General features: G+C 69.4%; 16 protein-coding genes. 10 read left to right on the forward strand and 6 right to left on the reverse strand.

Going from position 1 to position 16,381, the window contains the following annotated elements:
• Nucleotides 1-9 precede the first annotated feature (9 nt).
• Nucleotides 10-1,119: an ABC transporter ATP-binding protein gene (locus Leucomu_RS00570; RefSeq protein ID WP_128386004.1), complete on the forward strand. Its 1,110-nt coding sequence runs from the start codon at nt 10-12 to the stop codon at nt 1,117-1,119.
• 122 nt (nt 1,120-1,241) lie between these two features.
• Here Leucomu_RS00570 and Leucomu_RS00575 read toward each other — a convergent pair whose 3' ends face one another.
• Both Leucomu_RS00575 and Leucomu_RS00580 read right to left on the reverse strand, forming a co-directional pair.
• Nucleotides 1,242-2,102 (reverse strand): PfkB family carbohydrate kinase, encoded by an 861-nt coding sequence (locus Leucomu_RS00575; RefSeq protein WP_128386005.1) that lies wholly within the window; start codon nt 2,100-2,102, stop codon nt 1,242-1,244.
• An 8-nt stretch (nt 2,103-2,110) separates the two neighbouring features.
• Entirely contained in the window at nt 2,111-3,124 is a 1,014-nt protein-coding gene (locus tag Leucomu_RS00580) for an SIS domain-containing protein (protein WP_128386006.1), read from the reverse strand.
• Nucleotides 3,125-3,257: 133 nt separating this feature from the next.
• On the opposite strand from Leucomu_RS00580, the gene Leucomu_RS00585 reads away from it, so the two are divergent.
• Nucleotides 3,258-4,010 (forward strand): GntR family transcriptional regulator, encoded by a 753-nt coding sequence (locus Leucomu_RS00585; RefSeq protein ID WP_017884217.1) that lies wholly within the window; start codon nt 3,258-3,260, stop codon nt 4,008-4,010.
• A 6-nt stretch (nt 4,011-4,016) separates the two neighbouring features.
• Here the strand turns inward: Leucomu_RS00585 and Leucomu_RS00590 are convergent, their stop codons facing one another.
• From Leucomu_RS00590 to Leucomu_RS00600, 3 genes are all read right to left on the reverse strand, one after another.
• A complete protein-coding gene (locus Leucomu_RS00590; RefSeq protein WP_128386007.1) occupies nt 4,017-5,108 on the reverse strand; it encodes a LacI family DNA-binding transcriptional regulator in 1,092 nt (363 codons plus the stop codon).
• A 27-nt stretch (nt 5,109-5,135) separates the two neighbouring features.
• A complete protein-coding gene (locus Leucomu_RS00595; protein WP_128386008.1) occupies nt 5,136-6,146 on the reverse strand; it encodes a PfkB family carbohydrate kinase in 1,011 nt (336 codons plus the stop codon).
• Nucleotides 6,147-6,254: 108 nt separating this feature from the next.
• Nucleotides 6,255-7,256 (reverse strand): SIS domain-containing protein, encoded by a 1,002-nt coding sequence (locus tag Leucomu_RS00600; RefSeq protein ID WP_017884220.1) that lies wholly within the window; start codon nt 7,254-7,256, stop codon nt 6,255-6,257.
• A 335-nt stretch (nt 7,257-7,591) separates the two neighbouring features.
• On the opposite strand from Leucomu_RS00600, the gene Leucomu_RS00605 reads away from it, so the two are divergent.
• The 4 genes from Leucomu_RS00605 (at nt 7,592) to Leucomu_RS00620 (ending at nt 11,599) form a co-directional block, all read left to right on the forward strand.
• Nucleotides 7,592-8,908 (forward strand): ABC transporter substrate-binding protein, encoded by a 1,317-nt coding sequence (locus Leucomu_RS00605; protein WP_128386009.1) that lies wholly within the window; start codon nt 7,592-7,594, stop codon nt 8,906-8,908.
• A 70-nt stretch (nt 8,909-8,978) separates the two neighbouring features.
• Complete coding sequence (locus Leucomu_RS00610; RefSeq protein ID WP_017884222.1) at nt 8,979-9,866, forward strand: carbohydrate ABC transporter permease; 888 nt, start codon at nt 8,979-8,981, stop codon at nt 9,864-9,866.
• On the forward strand, nt 9,863-10,747 hold the full coding sequence (locus Leucomu_RS00615) for a carbohydrate ABC transporter permease (protein ID WP_017884223.1): 885 nt from the start codon (nt 9,863-9,865) through the stop codon (nt 10,745-10,747). Before Leucomu_RS00610 ends, Leucomu_RS00615 begins: the two co-directional genes overlap by 4 nt.
• Before the next feature lie 9 nt (nt 10,748-10,756).
• Nucleotides 10,757-11,599, forward strand: coding sequence for a sugar phosphate isomerase/epimerase family protein (locus Leucomu_RS00620; protein WP_128386010.1), 843 nt, complete (start codon nt 10,757-10,759; stop codon nt 11,597-11,599).
• On the opposite strand, the gene Leucomu_RS00625 is transcribed toward Leucomu_RS00620, so the two are convergent.
• Nucleotides 11,596-12,063, reverse strand: a complete 468-nt coding sequence (locus tag Leucomu_RS00625; protein ID WP_017884225.1) for an Lrp/AsnC family transcriptional regulator — start codon at nt 12,061-12,063, stop codon at nt 11,596-11,598. The two genes, Leucomu_RS00620 and Leucomu_RS00625, sit on opposite strands and share 4 nt — an antisense overlap.
• A 157-nt stretch (nt 12,064-12,220) precedes the next feature.
• On the opposite strand from Leucomu_RS00625, the gene hisC reads away from it, so the two are divergent.
• The 4 genes from hisC to Leucomu_RS00645 all read left to right on the forward strand — a co-directional run bounded on the left by hisC (nt 12,221) and on the right by Leucomu_RS00645 (nt 16,371).
• Nucleotides 12,221-13,387, forward strand: coding sequence for a histidinol-phosphate transaminase (gene hisC, locus Leucomu_RS00630; protein ID WP_228407147.1), 1,167 nt, complete (start codon nt 12,221-12,223; stop codon nt 13,385-13,387).
• A 208-nt stretch (nt 13,388-13,595) separates the two neighbouring features.
• A complete protein-coding gene (locus Leucomu_RS00635) occupies nt 13,596-14,600 on the forward strand; it encodes an ABC transporter substrate-binding protein (RefSeq protein WP_128386012.1) in 1,005 nt (334 codons plus the stop codon).
• A gap of 4 nt (nt 14,601-14,604) precedes the next feature.
• A complete protein-coding gene (locus tag Leucomu_RS00640) occupies nt 14,605-15,573 on the forward strand; it encodes an ABC transporter permease (protein ID WP_017884228.1) in 969 nt (322 codons plus the stop codon).
• Nucleotides 15,574-15,579: 6 nt separating this feature from the next.
• Nucleotides 15,580-16,371, forward strand: a complete 792-nt coding sequence (locus Leucomu_RS00645) for an ABC transporter ATP-binding protein (RefSeq protein WP_017884229.1) — start codon at nt 15,580-15,582, stop codon at nt 16,369-16,371.
• Nucleotides 16,372-16,381 lie beyond the last annotated feature (10 nt).

The raw sequence follows: 16,381 nt of genomic DNA on the forward strand, positions 1-16,381 counted from the left end.
GACAACTCAATGGCGAGAGTCGTGTACGACGACGTGACCCTGCAGTACCCGGGCACTGAGCGCCCCGCGGTCACGAATCTGAACCTGGACATCCAGGACGGCGAGTTCCTGGTGCTCGTCGGCCCGTCGGGCTGCGGCAAGTCGACCGCGCTGCGCATGCTGGCCGGCCTCGAAGAGGTGACGGAGGGGCGCATCCTCATCGACGAGCAGGATGTGACGCAGGTCTCGCCGAAGGATCGCGACATCGCGATGGTGTTCCAGAACTACGCGCTGTACCCGCACATGTCGGTGGCCGAGAACATGGGCTTCGCGCTGAAGATCGCGGGTGTGCCCAAGGAGGAGCGGCGCAAGCGGGTCGAGGAGGTGGCTCAGCAGCTCGATCTGACGGAGTATCTCGATCGCAAGCCGAAGGCGCTCTCGGGCGGTCAGCGGCAGCGGGTGGCGATGGGCCGCGCGATCGTGCGCGCCCCCAAGGTCTTCCTGATGGACGAGCCGCTCTCGAACCTCGACGCGAAGCTGCGCGTGCAGACGCGATCGCGCATCGCGACGCTGCAGCGCCGGCTCGGCGTGACGACGGTGTACGTGACGCACGATCAGACCGAGGCGCTGACGATGGGGGATCGCATCGCAGTGATGAAGCTCGGCGTGCTGCAGCAGGTGGGCTCGCCGCGCGAGCTGCTCGATCACCCGGTCAACACGTTCGTGGCGGGCTTCATCGGCAGTCCGGCGATGAATCTGTTCACCGCCGATGTCGACGAGCGCGGCCTGGTGCTGGGCGGCGCGGTGCTGCCCCTGGCCGATGCGGTGCGCGCGCAGATCGGCGATCGTCGGGTGACGGTGGGCGTGCGCCCCGAGGATCTGGTGGTCGGCGGGCCCGACGAGCCGGGCATCGCGGTGAAGACCACGCTGATCGAGGAGTTGGGGGTCGACGGCTACCTGTTCGGCGACGCCGAGATCGCGGGGGAGCGGGTGACGCTCGTCGTGCGCGTCGACGGCCGGGATCACGCGCAGCCGGGCGACATGATCACGGTGGCGCCTCACCCGGACCGCGTGCACCTCTTCGACTTCGAGAGCGGCGAGCGCATCGGCACGTTGCAGGCGCGCCACCTGGTGCCGTAGCGCTGGGCCGGGCCTCCGGTCCGGGCGGCTTCTGGTCTGGCCGAGATGACACGTGTGGCCCCTTACCCGTAGGGAGAAGGGGCCACACGTGTCATCTCGGCGGGTCGACCGGGGCGCGGCGCCTACTGCGGGGCGGGCCGGTCGAAGTGCGGCGCGTACTGCTCGGCGAGCCAGCTCGGGACCGGCCGGTCTCGCTGCGGGAAGCCGCCGAGGTGCAGGCAGGTGCGGGTGGCGGATCGGGTCGCCGCGGCGAGGGCGGCGGGGACCCCGGCGCCGTCGAGATGCGCGGCGACGAATGCGGCGATGAAGCTGTCGCCGGCGCCGCAGGTATCGACCGGCACGATGGGGTCGGCCGCGGCGGTGAAGAGGCGGCCGGCTTGCAGAGCGAGGCTGCCGTCGGCGCCGCGCATCACGACGCCGATGCGCGCTCCCGCCTCGACGAGGGCGGCCGCCGTCTCCGCCGCCTCGGCGGTCTCGCCGTCGCACGAGGTGACGGCGATCTCGACTCCGGCGAGGGACCCCTGGTCGCCGTTGGGGCGGCCGAGCAGGTCGACGCTGACGCGCCGACCCGCGGCGACGAGCCGCTGCGGGATGGCGGCCTCGGGCGAGGTGCCGGTGACGTGGCACCAGGCCGCGCCCGCGGTCGTCTCCTCGACGCGGGCGGGGTTCCAGAGCGGTCCGACGCCCAGATCCTCGTGCAGGAAGTCGCGCTCGCGGTCCCGCAGCCGGATCAGCGTGACCCCCGTGGCGCCCGCGAGCGTCTCGATCCCCTCCGGCGGCAGCCCGGCCGCGGCCGCGGCGCGGCGCACGATCCCGGCGGCGGCGTCGGTGCCGACGGCCCCGAGGTACCGCGCGGGGCGGCCCATTGCGCGCCACTGCGCGGCGACGTTGAGCGCGCTTCCGCCCACGGCGAGCCTGCCCTGCTCGACGTAGACGTCGAGGCAGTTGTCGCCGAGGGCGAAGAGTTCGGGTGCGCCGGTCATGGTGCTGCTCAGAAGTCGCCCTTCTTGTAGTAGCGGCGGATGGTGAGGTCGTGGTCTCGCGCGCGTTCGAGGTGGGTGCTCAGGCGCTCGAGCACGGCGGCGAAGAGCACGGGCGAGACGAGCGCGCGAACGCGGGGGGAGATGCCGGCCAGCTCGAAGTCGGCGGCGTCGAGCACGCGCAGCCTGCGGGTGACGGTCTGCGCGAAGCGTTCGACGCGGTCGGTGAGAGGGCGCTGCTCGTCTTCGCCCTTGAACAGGAACACGCTCGTATCCTCCTCCAGCAGCTCGAGCGTGCCGTGGAAGAAGTCGGAGGCGTGCACGGGGCGCGTCCAGATCCACTGCATCTCCTCGAGGATGCACATGCCATAGTAGGCGGCCTCGTACCAGGAGCCGCCCGCCGAGACCATGATGTGGTGCTGCTCGTCTTTGATCTCGTCGGCGAGGGCGGCGGCGCGGGGCTCGAACTGCCGCTTTGCGGCGACGAGCTGTTCGGGCAGCGCCTGCAGCTGCGCGACCACTTCGTGGTAGTCGTCGATCTCGCCGCGCTGGTGCATGACGGCGAGGGCCAGCAGCAGCGACTGCAGGTAGAAGTTCTCGCTCGAGGTGGGGTCGGCGCACTCGTTCGCGAAGTTGACGTCGGCGAGCCGGGCGATGGGGGTGTCGGGCTTCGCGGTGAGGCTCAGGATCGTCGCGCCCTGCTGCTTCGCGAACTCGATGGCGGCGATGGCCTCCTTGGTGGTGCCCGAGACCGAGGGGAAGACGGCGATCGAGCCGGGGCCGAGGTGCACGCTGCCGGTGCCGACGATCTCGGCGCTCATCTCGATGTGCGCGGGGAAGGTGGAGCGGGTCTGCAGCAGGCGGGCGGCGGGCAGCATCAGGAAGTTCACTCCGCCGGCCCCCATGAAGAAGATGTTCGTCGCGCCGTCGTCGAGCAGGTGCGCGACGGCCTCGCGGATCGGCTCTGCCAGTGCGACGGCGCCCTGCTGCACCGAGCGGTAGTGGGTGGGGTCGAAGTTCAGCATCGTTGCTCCTGTCCGTCATTGGATAGTGTTGTCAGACAACAATATCACTTGTCCGGCCAAGTTGATCGGGCGGGGAAGATGCTAGGGTCGCCGGTATGGGTGCTGAGCCGTTACGACTGCAGGGAGACGCGCGATGACGACCGCCTCTGCCGCCTCTGCCGCCTCCCGTGAGCCGGGGCGCGCCGTGGACCGCGTGTACGGCCGCGTGCTGCAGCTGGTGCAGCAGCTCGGGCTGCGCACGGGCGACCGTTTGCACACGGAGGCCGAGTTGTCAGACCTCTTCGGGGTCTCTCGATCCACCGTGCGCGAGGCCTTACGCAAGCTCGAGCAGGAGGGAGTGCTCGTCGCCGTGCAGGGGCAGGGCCGCTTCATCTCGGCGGCGGCCTCGCTCAGCCCGGAGCGCCCCATGACCAAGTACGAGAGCATCACCGAGATGCTGACGGCGCGGGGCTACGCCGTCGCCAGTGCGGTGCTCGACGTCACCGAGGGCAGCGCGACCGAGGCCGAGGCCGAGGCGCTGGAGCTCGACGCGGGCGATCCCGTGATCCGCCTGCTCAGGATCCGCTTCGGCGACGAGCGACCCCTCGTGGTGAGCGAGAACACCATTCCCCGCGAACTGCTGCCCGGCCCCATCGAGTACCGCGACTGGAGCGGCTCGCTCACTGCGGCGCTCGCCGCGCACGGGCAGCACGTGCGCTCGTCGCTCGCCGCGATATCGGCGGTCGAACTGCCCGAGGCGTGGGGCGAGCGGCACGGGCTGCAGGGGCTCGGCCCCTGGCTGCTGGTGACGGAGGTGGGTCTCACGAAGGACGGCAGGCGGGTGCTCTACGCGCGCGACTACCACCGCGGCGACGAGATCTCCTTCAGCGTGCTGCGCCAGCGCTGACCCCCGTCAGCGCGGCGGGGCGACCGAGGCGCGCTGGATGAGCCGCGCGGGGAGTTCGAGCTGCGTCGGCGCCTCCTCGCCGTCGCCGTCCCCGTCGATGCGGCCCAGCAGCAACTCGGCCGCGCGCCGCCCGAGATCGAGCATCGGCTGCTCCACCATCGTGAGCGGCGGCTCCATCACGGCCGCCCACGAGCTGTCGTCGAAGCCGATCACCGAGGCCTGGGACGGGATCGCGACCCCGCTGTCGCGCAGTGCGTGCAGGGTGCCGGTGAGCGCATCGGTCTCGGTGCAGAAGAACGCGGTGGGCGGATCCGCGAGCGCGAGCATGCGCATCACCTCGTCGTAGGTGTGCGCCTCGGTCTTCTCGCCCACGGCGACCAGGTCCGGATCGAGGGGCAGCCCCGAGTCGTCGAGCGCGTCGAGGTATCCCATGAGGCGTTCGCCGTCGCTCCAGAGGTTGCGCGCGGCGGCGTCGACCAGGTCGCGGCGGAAGCTCGGCCGCGCCGGCGTGGGCGGCCCCCACACGAAGCCGATGCGCGCGTGGCCGGCCGCGATCAGCTCGCCGGTGGCGGTGCGCGCCGCGGTGCGGTTGTCGATGACTACGGCGTCGAGCTCGATCCCCGGGATCAGACGGTCGAGCAGCACGAGCGGGATGCCCCGTTCGCGCGCCAGCTGCAGGTGCGCGGTCGAGGCGGGGTCGCAGGCCGCCGACGAGAGGATGATGCCGTCGACCCGCTTGTCGACCAGCACGTTCATCGCGGCGATCTCGTCTTCGAAGTGCTCGTAGGTGCTGATCACGAGGGCGTCGAAGCCGCGGGCGCTCGCGATCTCCGAGACGCCGCGCACCACACCGCCGAAGAACGGGTTCGAGATGTCGGCGACGACCACTCCGATGGTGTGACTGACTCCGGTGGAGACGCTGCGCGCCAGCTGATTGGCCCGGTAGCCGAGCGCCTCGGCCGAGGCGAGCACGCGCTCGCGCATCTCGTCGCTGACGTAGCCGTAGCCCCCGAGCGTTCTCGCTGCGGTGGCGCGGCCGACGCCGGCGGCGGCCGCGACCTCGGAGATCGTGGGGGAGGACGATCGAGTTCTGCCCAATGCTTCCTCCTCGGTGGAGACTCCAGTCTAGGGCGTGTGTTCAGCGGCCGCGGGAGCCGTCGGTGCCCCCGCCGCGGTCGCGGGATCCGGAGCCGACGCGGTGGGGGTGCCCTCGGCCGCGCCCGCGATCTGCGAGGCCGCCCGCGAGGTCGACGAGGCGCGTTCGGCGTCGAGCGGCATCGCGCGGCCGCGCGCGAACGCGGCCTCGACGAGGCACTGGTCGCGCGAGGCCTCTGCGCCCGCTCGCAGTGCCGCGCGCAGATCCTCGGCGCTCGGGCGCCGATCCCGAGACCAGCCGAGGCTCAGCAGGCGCACCACGAAGCCGGCGAGGAAGGCGTCGCCGCAGCCCATGGTGTCGACCATGGCGGAGGGATCGTCGAGCAGCAGCGCGCTTCCCGCGATCCGATGTTCGGTGTCGGCGACCACGGCTCCGTCGGTGCCGCGGGTGGCGAGCGCGAGGCCCGCGCCGTGCGCGAGGAGGGCGTCGAGCAGCGCGTGCGTCGCGCCCTCGTCCTGCTCGGAGCATGAGATGAGCGCGAGGTCGATGTGCGGTGCCACCCGGGCGAGATAGTCGTCCGTGCGGAACTCGGGCTCGGACGAGAAGTCGAAGCTGACGAGCGCGCCGAGCTGCGCCAGCCGGGGCAGCTCGGACAGGATGCCGGAGTACACGCTGGTGTGCACCAGGTCGAAGCCCGCGGCGTAGTCGAGCCGGCCGCCGTCGAGGTCGATCGGTTCGCGCACGGTCACGCCCCCGCCGTTCCAGCCGAGGAACGTGCGATCGCCGTCGACGACGTGCAGTCGCGAGACCCCCGACTCGCCCGTGCGCACCACGGCCTGCCGCAGGTCGACTCCCTCGGCTTCGACGGCCCGTCTCAGGAAGTCGCCCTCGTCGTCGTCACCGAAGACTCCGAGGTAACCCGCCTCGGCGCCGAGGCGGCGGGCGTAGACGGCCACGTTGACGGCGTTGCCGCCGGGGTAGTCGATGCCGCGGTCCACGAAGCGGTCGATGATGTTGTCACCCAGGCCGAGAATCTTCACGGGGTCTCCTCTCCGTCGCGTGCCGGTGCGGCGCGGTCCCGCGGCCGGTGATGGGGGAGCGGGGGCGGATCGGCCGATCCGCCCCCGCTCCGATCTGCGCTGGCCGGATCAGTAGTCCATCACGCGGTAGTAGCGGCGCAGGTCGAGCGAGTGATCCCGCACGCGTTCGAGATGCTTGCTCACGCGGCCCATCACGGCGTCGAGCACGATGGGGGCGATGAGCCCCCGGTTCTCGGGGCTGAAGCCCTTGAGCTCGTAGTTGCGGGTGTCGAAGACGGTGACGTTCTTCGAGATGCGCTTGGCGAACGTCTCGGCGCGGTCGGTGAGCGGCCGCGTCTCGTCCTCGCCCTGGAAGACGATCACGGAGGTGTCCTCCTCGAGCAGTTCGAGCGAGCCGTGGAAGAACTCCGCGGAGTTGACGCGCGTGGTGCGCAGCCACTGCATCTCCTCGAGGATGCACATCGAGTAGAGGTAGGTGAAGCCCCAGAGCGGCCCGCCGCCGATGAGGAAGTGGTAGTCGGTGTCCTTGTGCGCCTCGGCGAAGGCCGACGCCTGCGGTTCTGCGGCCTTCGCCGCGTCGATGACGGCGTCGGCGAGGCCCGCCAGCTCGTCGGCGAGCGACTCGTAGCCCGGGAACTCGCCGCGCACGTTCATGATGCGGCCGACGAGCAGCAGCAGCTGCGGGTCGAACGGCCAGGTCTTGGGCGCCGAGGTGAGCGTGTGATCGACCTTCTGGGCGATGGGCGATTCCGGCACGCCGGTGAAGGAGACGGTGGTGGCCCCCTTCGACTTCACGTAGTCGATGGCGAGCAGCACGTCCTCGGTGGTGCCCGAGACCGACATGAAGACGGCGAGCGTGCTCTCGCCGAGCCAGGCGTCGCCCGACTCGATGAGCTCGCGCGAGATGACCGCGCGAATGGGGAGCTTCGAGAAGCGCCGGGCGAGGTACTCGTAGGGCCACGCCTGGGCGTAGGTGCCTCCCGAGCCGACGAGCAGCACGTTGTCGATCCCGCGGTCGAGCAGCTGATCCACCAGCTCCTCGATCTGCGGGCGCAGTGCGACCGCGCTGGTGAGTTGTTCGCGAACCTGGGCTTCGTTGAAACCGAGCATCTGTGATCCTTTCGTGCCGAGACCCTGCCCGATCTGGTACCGGTATCAGGTCTGAACATCGTGGCACAGCCGATCGGGCCCGTCAACACCGAAACCCTGCAGGGCGACCGGTCGCTCGCTGACCAGCGCTCGCGACTCAGTGCTTGTTTGGTAACGAGTCGAGGCTCATTCCGAAATTGCCCTTGCGCGAAGGGCCCGCATGGGTCACAATTCAATGCAAGTTGGTGGTACCGGTATCAGAGTCAGCGGTGCACGGGCCGCCTGCTCGACGCCACATTCACGACCCATCGGGCGGTCGCGCGGAAGCGGCGCTCTCAACGAGGAGGGGCATACACATGCAACGGAAGAAGACCACGCTGGCGGCGATGGCGGTCGGCGCCGCGCTCATGCTGAGCGGCTGCGCAGGAGGCGGCGGCAACGACGCCGTGGCCGACGTCACCGCCGAACCCGAGTTCTCGGGCAAGCTCAGCATCCTCACGAAGTTCGCCGGCGAACCGCTCGGCCCGTACTTCGAAGACCTCGCCGCCGCCTACCAGGAGCAGCACCCGGACGTCGAGTTCGAGCTCATCCAGGAGACCGATCAGTCGGTGAAGGACAAGACGAAGACCCTCACCGCCTCGGGCGCGCTGCCCGACATCTACTTCACCTGGACCGGCACCTGGGCCCAGAACTTCGTCGAGGGCGGGCTCGCGGCCGACCTCAGCGAGGTGATCGCGCCCGGCACCGAATGGGGCGACAGCTTCGGCGAGGCCTCACTCGACGCCTTCAAGTACGACGACAAGTACTTCGGCATCCCGCTCTACAACAACGGCAAGTTCATGGGCTACAACACCGACGCCTTCGAGAAGGCCGGCATCGAGGTGCCCACCACCTTCGAGCAGCTCATCGACAGTTGCGGCCCGCTGCGCGACGCCGGCTACGAGCCGATCGCGTTCGGCAACAAGGACGGCTGGCCGGGGCTGCACTACCTGCAGCAGCTCTTCGCCTACAACGTGCCGAGCGACACGCTGAACGCCGACTTCGACCCCGAGACCGCGAAGTGGGACGACCCCGGCTACGCGAAGTCGCTCGAGGAGTTCAAGGAGCTGGTGAACGAGTGCACCGACTCGGGCACCGGCACCAACGGCGTGCTCTACACGACCGCGCAGGAGGCCCTCTCCGGCGGCCGCGCGGCCATGTACTACCAGGAGATCCTCGAGTTCGACCAGCTCACCTCGGGCGACATCCTCACTCCCGAGAACTTCGGCCTCTTCAAGCTGCCCGTGCCCGAGGGCGCGAAGGGCGACCCCGACGCGGTCGAGGGCTCGCCCGAGGGCTACCTCATCAACGCCAAGTCGCCCCGCGCGGCTCTCGCGGTCGACTTCATGAAGTTCGTCACCGATCCCGAGAACGCGAAGACGCTCTCGTCGCCGCCCTACGGGCAGCCGAGCACCGTCATCGGCGCCGTCACCGAGGAGACCTCGAGCGCGGCGGTCTTCGACGGCATCGGCCAGGTCAACGACGCCTCCCAGCTGGTCGTCTGGCTCGACACGGTCACGGTGCCCGAGGTCGCCGACGCCTGGCTCGCCGGCGGCGAGGCGCTCATCAGCGGCGACTCGTCGCCCGAGGACATCCTCGCGAGCGTGCAGAAGGCGAACGAAATGGCCCGCTGACCCGTCCGTGCTGCGGGGTCGGGGCACCGGCTCCGCAGCACGACGTCGATGCAGTACCGAGGGAAGCAACATGCACTCACGCCTCTCCAAGGCGGGCGGTCTCCTCTGGCTCGCCCCGGCGATCCTGATCCTCATCGGGTTCGTCTACGTCCCGCTCATCCAGAACTTCGGCTTCGCGGCCTCCGAGTGGGACATCTACTCGGGCACGAACGAGTTCGTCGGCACGAGGAACTTCGAGCTGCTGCTCGACGACCCGATCTTCTGGCGCTCGCTCGGCAACAACCTGCTCTACGCGCTGGTGTCGATCGTGTTCCAGGTGGGCGCGGCGCTCGTCATCGCTGCTCTCGTCGAGAGCGTGCGCAACCGCCGCACCCGCAACGCGCTGCGCACCATCTACTTCATCCCGTCGGCCATCTCGATCACCGTCTCGGGCCTGCTGTTCTACTTCATCTACGAGCCGAACATCGGCATGCTCAACAGCTTCCTCGACTCAGTCGGGTTGCACGCGCTCGCGCAGCCCTGGCTCGGGCAGGAGAGCACGGCGATGCTGGGCATCATCGCGATGAGCCAGTGGCAGGGCTTCGGCTACTCGGCGCTGCTGTTCACCGTGGCGATCCAGCGCATCCCCTCCGAGCTCTACGAGGCCGCGCAGCTCGACGGCATCGGCGGCGTGCGACGGTTCTTCACAATCACCGTCCCGCTCGTGCGCGAGATGTCCGGTCTCATGATGATCGTCACCATCTCGGGTGCGTTCCAGGTCTTCAACGAGGTCATGGTGATGACCACGGGCGGCCCCAACAACTCCACGCAGGTGCTCGGCACCTGGCTGTACCGCAACGGCTTCGTGCGCAACGACTTCGGCTACGCGGCGGCGATCGCCGTGGTCATCTTCGTGCTGTCGCTCGGGATCGGCCTGCTGCAGCTGTGGTACACGAAGAAGCGGAGGGTAGAGGTATGAGCACTGAAACCGCGGTGCTGCTGGCGGTGCGCCCCGAGCGGTCGCGCATCGGCAAGCTGGGATTCCTGGGGATCATCGGGCGCATCTTCGTGTGGTCGCTGCTCATCGGCCTCGTCGTGATCGTGCTCTATCCGCTGCTGTGGATGGTGTTCAACGGCTTCAAGACGAACGCGCAGCTCTTCGGCAACCCGTTCGCGCTGCCGCAGCAGTGGAGCTGGGAGAACTACGTCAAGGCGTGGAACCGGGGCGTGAGCAACTACCTGATGACGAGCGTGCTCGTGACCATCACCTCGACCATCACCACGGTCTTCGTGAGCGCCTGGGCCGCCTACGGACTCACCCGCGTGAAGATCCCCTTCAACGCGCTCTGGACCGGCGTGATCCTCGGCGGCCTCATGCTCGCTCCGACCGTGGCGCTCGTGCCCCTGGTGAAGATGTTCCAGGCGATGGGCCTCTACAACACGTTCTGGGCGCTCATGATCCTCTACACCGCGTTCCGCATCCCGTTCACCACCTTCCTCATCCGCTCCTACATGGTCGACCTGCCGAGCGAGGTCGACGAGGCGGCGCAGATCGACGGCGCGAGCCGGTGGACCACGTTCTGGCGCATCGTGCTGCCCATGTGCCGGCCGATCCTCGTTTCCACCGTGCTGCTGCACGTGCTCTTCGCGTGGAACGAGTACCTGTTCGCCATGGTGTTCACGAGCGGAACGGGCGTGCAGCCGCTGCCGGTCGGTCTCACGAGCCTCATGAGCAAGCACGGCACCGACTACCCGGTGGTCTTCGCGGGCATGGTGATCGCCGCGGTGCCGGTGATCGTGCTGTTCCTCGCCTGCCAGCGGTACTTCGTCAAGGGCCTCGCCGACGGCGTGGGCAAGTAGGGGGCGCGGGTGTCTCTCTCGCTCGCGCAGGTCAGCGGATCCAACTTCTCGTATCAGCACAGGCCCCTCGCCCAGTGCTTCGACGACCTCGCCGCCCTCGGGCGCACCGCGGTCGAGCTGTGGGGGATCGCCCCCCAGCTGCACGTGCCGTGGCTCGGCGACGCCGAGGCGCGCGCCGTGCGCCGCGAGGCCGCCGAGCGCGGGTTCGAGGTGGTCTGCTTCACGCCCGAGCAGGTGATGTACCCCGTGAACATCGCCTCGCCCGACACTCGGCTGCGGGCCGAGAGCGTCGCCTGCTTCAGGCGCGCGGCCGAGCTCGCCGTGGAGCTCGGCGCGCCGAAGCTCTTTCTCACGCCCGGCCGCGGCTTCGAGGGCGAGCCCGTCGGGGCGGCCTGGCGGCGCTCGGTCGACGCGCTGGGGGAGATCGCGGCGTATGCGGCCAGGCTCGGCCTCGAGTGCCTGCTCGAACCGCTGCAGCGCGTGGAGTCGAACCTCGTGAACTCGGCCGCCGATGCCGCGCGCGCCCTCGCCGACGTGGGCGCCGCCAACCTGGGGGTGGCCCTCGACACGGTCGCGATGGCCGTCGCGGGCGACGACGTCGACGCCTACTTCGCGCTGCTGGGCGGGCGCGTGCGGCACGTGCACCTCATCGACGGGGCGCCGGCGGGCCACCTCGCGTGGGGCGAGGGGGAGCTGCCGCTCGCCGAGATCCTCGCGGCGCTCGACCGGCACGGCTACGAGGGCTGGATGACGGTCGAGCTGTTCGGCGACGGCGGGTACGCGCTCGACCCGCGGGCCCCGCTCGAGCGCTCGCTCGCGGCCGTGGAGCGCGCGCTGGCGGGCGGCGTCTAACCCACGGCCGCCTGCACGAGGGGCAGCGTGCGCCCCTCGAAGTGGGTGCCGAGGGCGAGCCGCGATGAGACGCGGGCGACACCCGGCGTGTGGGAGATCAGGTCGAGCACGCGCTGCAGATCCTGCGTGGAGCGCGCGACCACCGAGGTGGTCATGTCGGTGTCGCCCGTCGCCGTGTGCAGATCGAGCAGTTCCGGGATCCTCGCCAGCCCCTCGGCCACCTTCTGGTGGCCCACCGACTGGTGGATGAGCAGCGAGCAGAACGCGCGGATCGGGTAGCCGAGGGCGGCGGGGTCGATGTGCGGCGCCATCGACGAGATCACGCCCGAGCGGCGCAGGCGGTCGAGGCGGCCCTGCGCCGTGGCGCGGGCCACACCGAGCCTGCGGGCGCACTCCACGACCGAGATGCCGGCCTCTTCGCTGATCAGCGTGATGAGTCGCGCGTCGAGCCGGTCGATGCTCATACATCCTCCTTGATGTGGGCAATCTGTATAGCTGGATCGTAGCGCAGCTATACGTGATGAACATATTGCTGCCGAGATAGCGGGCCGATTGACTGCTCCTCGAGTGCTCCCTAGAGTGGCGGCCGAGCAACCGCCCACGAACGAGAGAGCGTCGAAGATGACATTCCAGCCACCCCAGCACCCCGGCGATACGGGCAGCGAAGCCGTGCCCGCCGTCGTGCCCGCCGACCACCGCTTCCGCCCCGGTCTCGAGCGCATCGCCGCCTACCGCCCGGGCAAGCCCGCGCCGCTCGGCCCCGACGGTCGCAGCTTCAAGCTGTCGTCGAACGAGAACCCCTACCCGCCGCTCGCCTCGGTGACGCGAGGCCTTGCCGAGGCGCTGCCCGAGTCGCTCGCCCGCTACCCGAGCATCGCCGCCCCCGAGGTCACCGCCGCACTCGCCGCGCGCTTCGAGGTCGAGCCCGAGAACATCGTGCTCGGCGCCGGCTCCGTCGAGGTCGCGGGGCAGCTGATCCACGCCCTCACCGCCCCGGGCGACGAGGTGGTGTTCGCGTGGCGATCCTTCGAGGCCTACCCGATCCTCACCCGCGTCGCGGGGGCGGTGCCGGTCGAGGTGCCGCTCGACGCCGATGAGCGGCACGACCTGCCCGCGATGGCGGCGGCCGTCACCGAGCGCACGGGCGTGATCTTCGTCTGCAACCCCAACAACCCGACGGGCACCGTGGTGACGCGGGCCGAGCTCGAGTCGTTCATGGCGGCAGTCCCCGAGCGGGTGCTCGTGGTGATCGACGAGGCCTACGTGCACTTCGACCGCGACCCCGATTCGCCGAGCGGGATCGAGTTCTTCCGGCGCTACCCCAACGTGGTCGTGCTGCACACCTTCTCGAAGGCCTACGGCCTCGCGGGCCTGCGCATCGGCTACGCGATCGCGCGACCGGCCGTCGCCGACGCGCTGCGGAAGGTCGCACTGCCGTTCGGCGTCTCGCGACTGGCCCAGGAGGCGGCCGTGCTCTCGCTCGAGGCGGAGGCCGAGCTCGACGAGCGCATCGACGAACTGGTGCGCGAGCGCGCGCGACTGTTCGACGGGCTGCTGGCGGCCGGCCTCGCGCCGGTGCCCTCGCAGGCGAACTTCGTGTGGTTGCCGGCAGGCGAGGAGAGCGCGCGGATCGCCGAGGCGCTCGAGCGGCACGGCATCTCGGCGCGGCGCTTCGCCGGCGAGGGCGTGCGCGTGACCGTGGGGCTGCCCGAGGAGAACGACGCTGTGCTCGCGGCCGCGGCCGCGGCCGAGCTGGTCGCCGCCGAAACCTTTGCGATGGCCGACTAGACAATATGTATAGCTAATCGTCGATATCGCTGCTGTAACCGTCCTATCTGACTAGAGAACAGTTGACAGCTTGTAGTCGCGATAGCGACTGGTTAGCATCACAGACAACAGCGACGGTGCTGTATTTTTTGCGCCGTGTTGTCATCTTCCATCCGGCGCACTCCCGCCCGGGTGCACCACCACCAGCTCCACTCGAGTGAGGAAAATCATGGCAATCACCCGAATCCGCCGCACCGCGTTCGCCGTCGCAGGCATCGCGACCGCGGCCCTCGCCCTGAGCGCTTGCTCCGGAACCGCCGGCAACGACGCCGACGGCGGCGAGAAGTTCACCGTGGGCATCAGCCAGTTCGTGCAGGCACCCCCGCTCGACGCCGCCGTCGAGGGATTCAAACAGGCCTTCGCCGACGCCGGCTACGTCGAGGGCGAGACCGTCGAGTTCGAGGAGCAGAACGCGAACGGCGAGGTCCCCACGGCGACCACCATCGCGCAGACCTTCGCGGGCGACAACCTCGACCTCGTGCTCGCCGTCGCCACGCCCTCGGCGCAGGCCGCCATGCAGAACATCGCCGACGTGCCCGTCGTCTTCACCGCCGTCACCGATCCCGTCGCGGCCGACATCGTCGAGTCGGACGAGGCGCCCGGCAGCAACGTCACCGGCACGAGCGACATGAACCCCGTCGCCGACCAGATCGCCCTCATCAAGGAGATCGACCCCGACGCGAAGAAGATCGGCACCGTCTACAGCTCGGGCGAGGTCAACTCCGAGGTGCAGGTGAAGCTCGCGCGCGAGGCCGCAGAGGCCGAGGGCATGGAGCTCATCGAGCAGACCGTCACCAACGCCGGTGAGCTCAAGCAGGCCACCGAGGCGCTCGGCGACGTCGACGCCATCTACACGCCGGGAGACAACCTCGTGATCTCCGGCCTCGGCTCGATCATCTCGGTCGCCGAGGAGCGCGGCATCCTCGTGGTCGGCGCCGACGCCGAGCACGTGTCGGGCGGCGCCGTCGCCACGCTCGGCATCGACTACACGAAGCTCGGCTACCAGACGGGCGAGATGGCGATCCGCATCCTCGCCGACGGCGAGGATCCCGCATTGATGCCCGTCGAGACGCAGTCGGAGTTCGAGCTGACCATCAACCCCGCCGCTGCCGAGCGACTCGGCTACGAGCTGCCCCAGGGGCTCGTCGACCGCGCCGCGAACGTCGTAGAGTGATCCTATGATCGGTGCGATTGAACTCGGACTCCTCTACGGAGTCATGGCGCTGGGCGTGTACCTCACGTTCCGCGTGCTGAACTTCCCCGACCTCACCGTCGACGGCAGCCTCACCACGGGCGCCGCGGTCGCCGCGGCGCTCATCACGGCGGGCCAGAACCCCGTCGTCGCGACGCTCGCGGGCACCGCGGCCGGCGTGATCGCTGGCGTCATCACGGGCCTGCTGCACACCAAGGGCAAGATCGACGGCCTGCTCGCGGGCATCCTCACGATGATCGCGCTGTGGTCGATCAACCTGCGCATCATGGGGAAGGCGAACACACCGCTCTTGCGGGAGGACACGCTGATGACCCCGCTGCGCGAGGTCGGCTGGATCGGCAAGACCTGGATCGCCGTCGCGATCTTCGCGGTGCTGGTGTTCGTGCTGAAGCTCGTGGTCGACTGGTTCCTCTCGACCGACCTGGGTCTCGCGATCCAGGCCACCGGCAACAACGAGCAGATGATCCGCAGCTTCGGCGTCAACACCGACGGCATGAAGATCCTCACCCTCGCCATCTCGAACGGCCTGGTCGCCCTCGCGGGCGCACTCGTAGCGCAGTATCAGGGCTTCGCAGACATCAGCATGGGCATCGGCGTGATCCTCATCGGTCTCGCCTCCGTGATCCTCGGCCAGGCCGTGCTCGGCCAGCGCAACATCTTCATGGCCAGCCTCGCGGTGCTCGTCGGCTCGATCCTCTACCGACTCATCATCTTCTTCGCCCTGTCCGTGGGCCTCAACCCGAACGACATGCGAGCGATCACCGCGATCCTCGTGGTGCTGGCGCTGCTCCTGCCGCGCTGGGGCTTCCTCAAGAAGGTGCCGTCGCTCAGGGATCGCGGCAATCGCAGACCGGGCGCGAAGCAACCGGATCCGGAGCCAGAACCCGTGGCTTCTGCGACGACCGGGGTCACCGTGCCCGAGGCGGGAAGGTAGAACGCCATGCTGAACATCAACCGCATCTCGAAGACCTTCTTCGCCGGCACGATCAACGAGCGAAAGGCGCTCGTCGACCTCAGCCTCACGCTCGACGAGGGCGACTTCGTGACCATCATCGGCTCGAACGGCGCGGGCAAGTCGACGCTGCTGAACACGGTCGCGGGCCGCTACACGGTCGACACCGGGTCGCTCACGGTCGACGGCAAGCCGGTGACGAAGCTCAAGGAGTACCAGCGGGCCCGCTACGTCGGCCGCGTGTTCCAGGATCCGATGGCGGGCACCGCGCCCGATCTGACGATCGAGCAGAACCTGTCGCTCGCGCTGCAGCGGGGCAAGGCCCGAGGTCTCGGCCTGGGAGTCACCAAGGCTCGCAAGGAGCGCTTCGTCGAAGAGCTGAAGTCGCTCGAACTCGGCCTCGAGAACCGGCTCACCGCCAAGGTCGGCCTGCTCTCGGGGGGCCAGCGTCAGGCGCTGTCGCTGCTCATGGCCGGCTTCACACAGCCCCGTATCCTGCTGCTCGACGAGCACACCGCCGCGCTCGATCCGCAGCGCGCGGCGCTCGTCACCGACCTCACCGAGCGCATCGTCGCCCAGGGCGGTCTCACCACCCTCATGGTGACGCACAACATGGAGCAGGCGCTCAAGCTCGGCAACCGCCTCATCATGATGCACGAGGGCCGCATCGTCTTCGAGGCCTCGGCTGACGAGAAGCGGCACCTCACCGTGCCGCTGCTGCTCGCCGAGTTCGCGAAGATCAAGGGCGCGAGCTTCGACGACCGGGCGCTGCTCGCCTAGTCTCCTCCCA

Source organism: Leucobacter muris (assembly GCF_004028235.1).
Lineage (GTDB): Bacteria > Actinomycetota > Actinomycetes > Actinomycetales > Microbacteriaceae > Leucobacter > Leucobacter muris.

Bases quoted from the DNA above. Each gene is read 5' to 3' on its own strand.
- Leucomu_RS00570 (WP_128386004.1), top strand. From the start codon at position 10: ATGGCGAGAGTCGTGTACGACGACGTGACCCTGCAGTACCCGGGCACT.
- Leucomu_RS00575 (WP_128386005.1), bottom strand. From the start codon at position 2,102: ATGACCGGCGCACCCGAACTCTTCGCCCTCGGCGACAACTGCCTCGAC.
- Leucomu_RS00580 (WP_128386006.1), bottom strand. From the start codon at position 3,124: ATGCTGAACTTCGACCCCACCCACTACCGCTCGGTGCAGCAGGGCGCC.
- Leucomu_RS00585 (WP_017884217.1), top strand. From the start codon at position 3,258: ATGACGACCGCCTCTGCCGCCTCTGCCGCCTCCCGTGAGCCGGGGCGC.
- Leucomu_RS00600 (WP_017884220.1), bottom strand. From the start codon at position 7,256: ATGCTCGGTTTCAACGAAGCCCAGGTTCGCGAACAACTCACCAGCGCG.
- Leucomu_RS00605 (WP_128386009.1), top strand. From the start codon at position 7,592: ATGCAACGGAAGAAGACCACGCTGGCGGCGATGGCGGTCGGCGCCGCG.
- Leucomu_RS00610 (WP_017884222.1), top strand. From the start codon at position 8,979: ATGCACTCACGCCTCTCCAAGGCGGGCGGTCTCCTCTGGCTCGCCCCG.
- Leucomu_RS00615 (WP_017884223.1), top strand. From the start codon at position 9,863: ATGAGCACTGAAACCGCGGTGCTGCTGGCGGTGCGCCCCGAGCGGTCG.
- Leucomu_RS00625 (WP_017884225.1), bottom strand. From the start codon at position 12,063: ATGAGCATCGACCGGCTCGACGCGCGACTCATCACGCTGATCAGCGAA.
- hisC (WP_228407147.1), top strand. From the start codon at position 12,221: ATGACATTCCAGCCACCCCAGCACCCCGGCGATACGGGCAGCGAAGCC.
- Leucomu_RS00635 (WP_128386012.1), top strand. From the start codon at position 13,596: ATGGCAATCACCCGAATCCGCCGCACCGCGTTCGCCGTCGCAGGCATC.
- Leucomu_RS00640 (WP_017884228.1), top strand. From the start codon at position 14,605: ATGATCGGTGCGATTGAACTCGGACTCCTCTACGGAGTCATGGCGCTG.
- Leucomu_RS00645 (WP_017884229.1), top strand. From the start codon at position 15,580: ATGCTGAACATCAACCGCATCTCGAAGACCTTCTTCGCCGGCACGATC.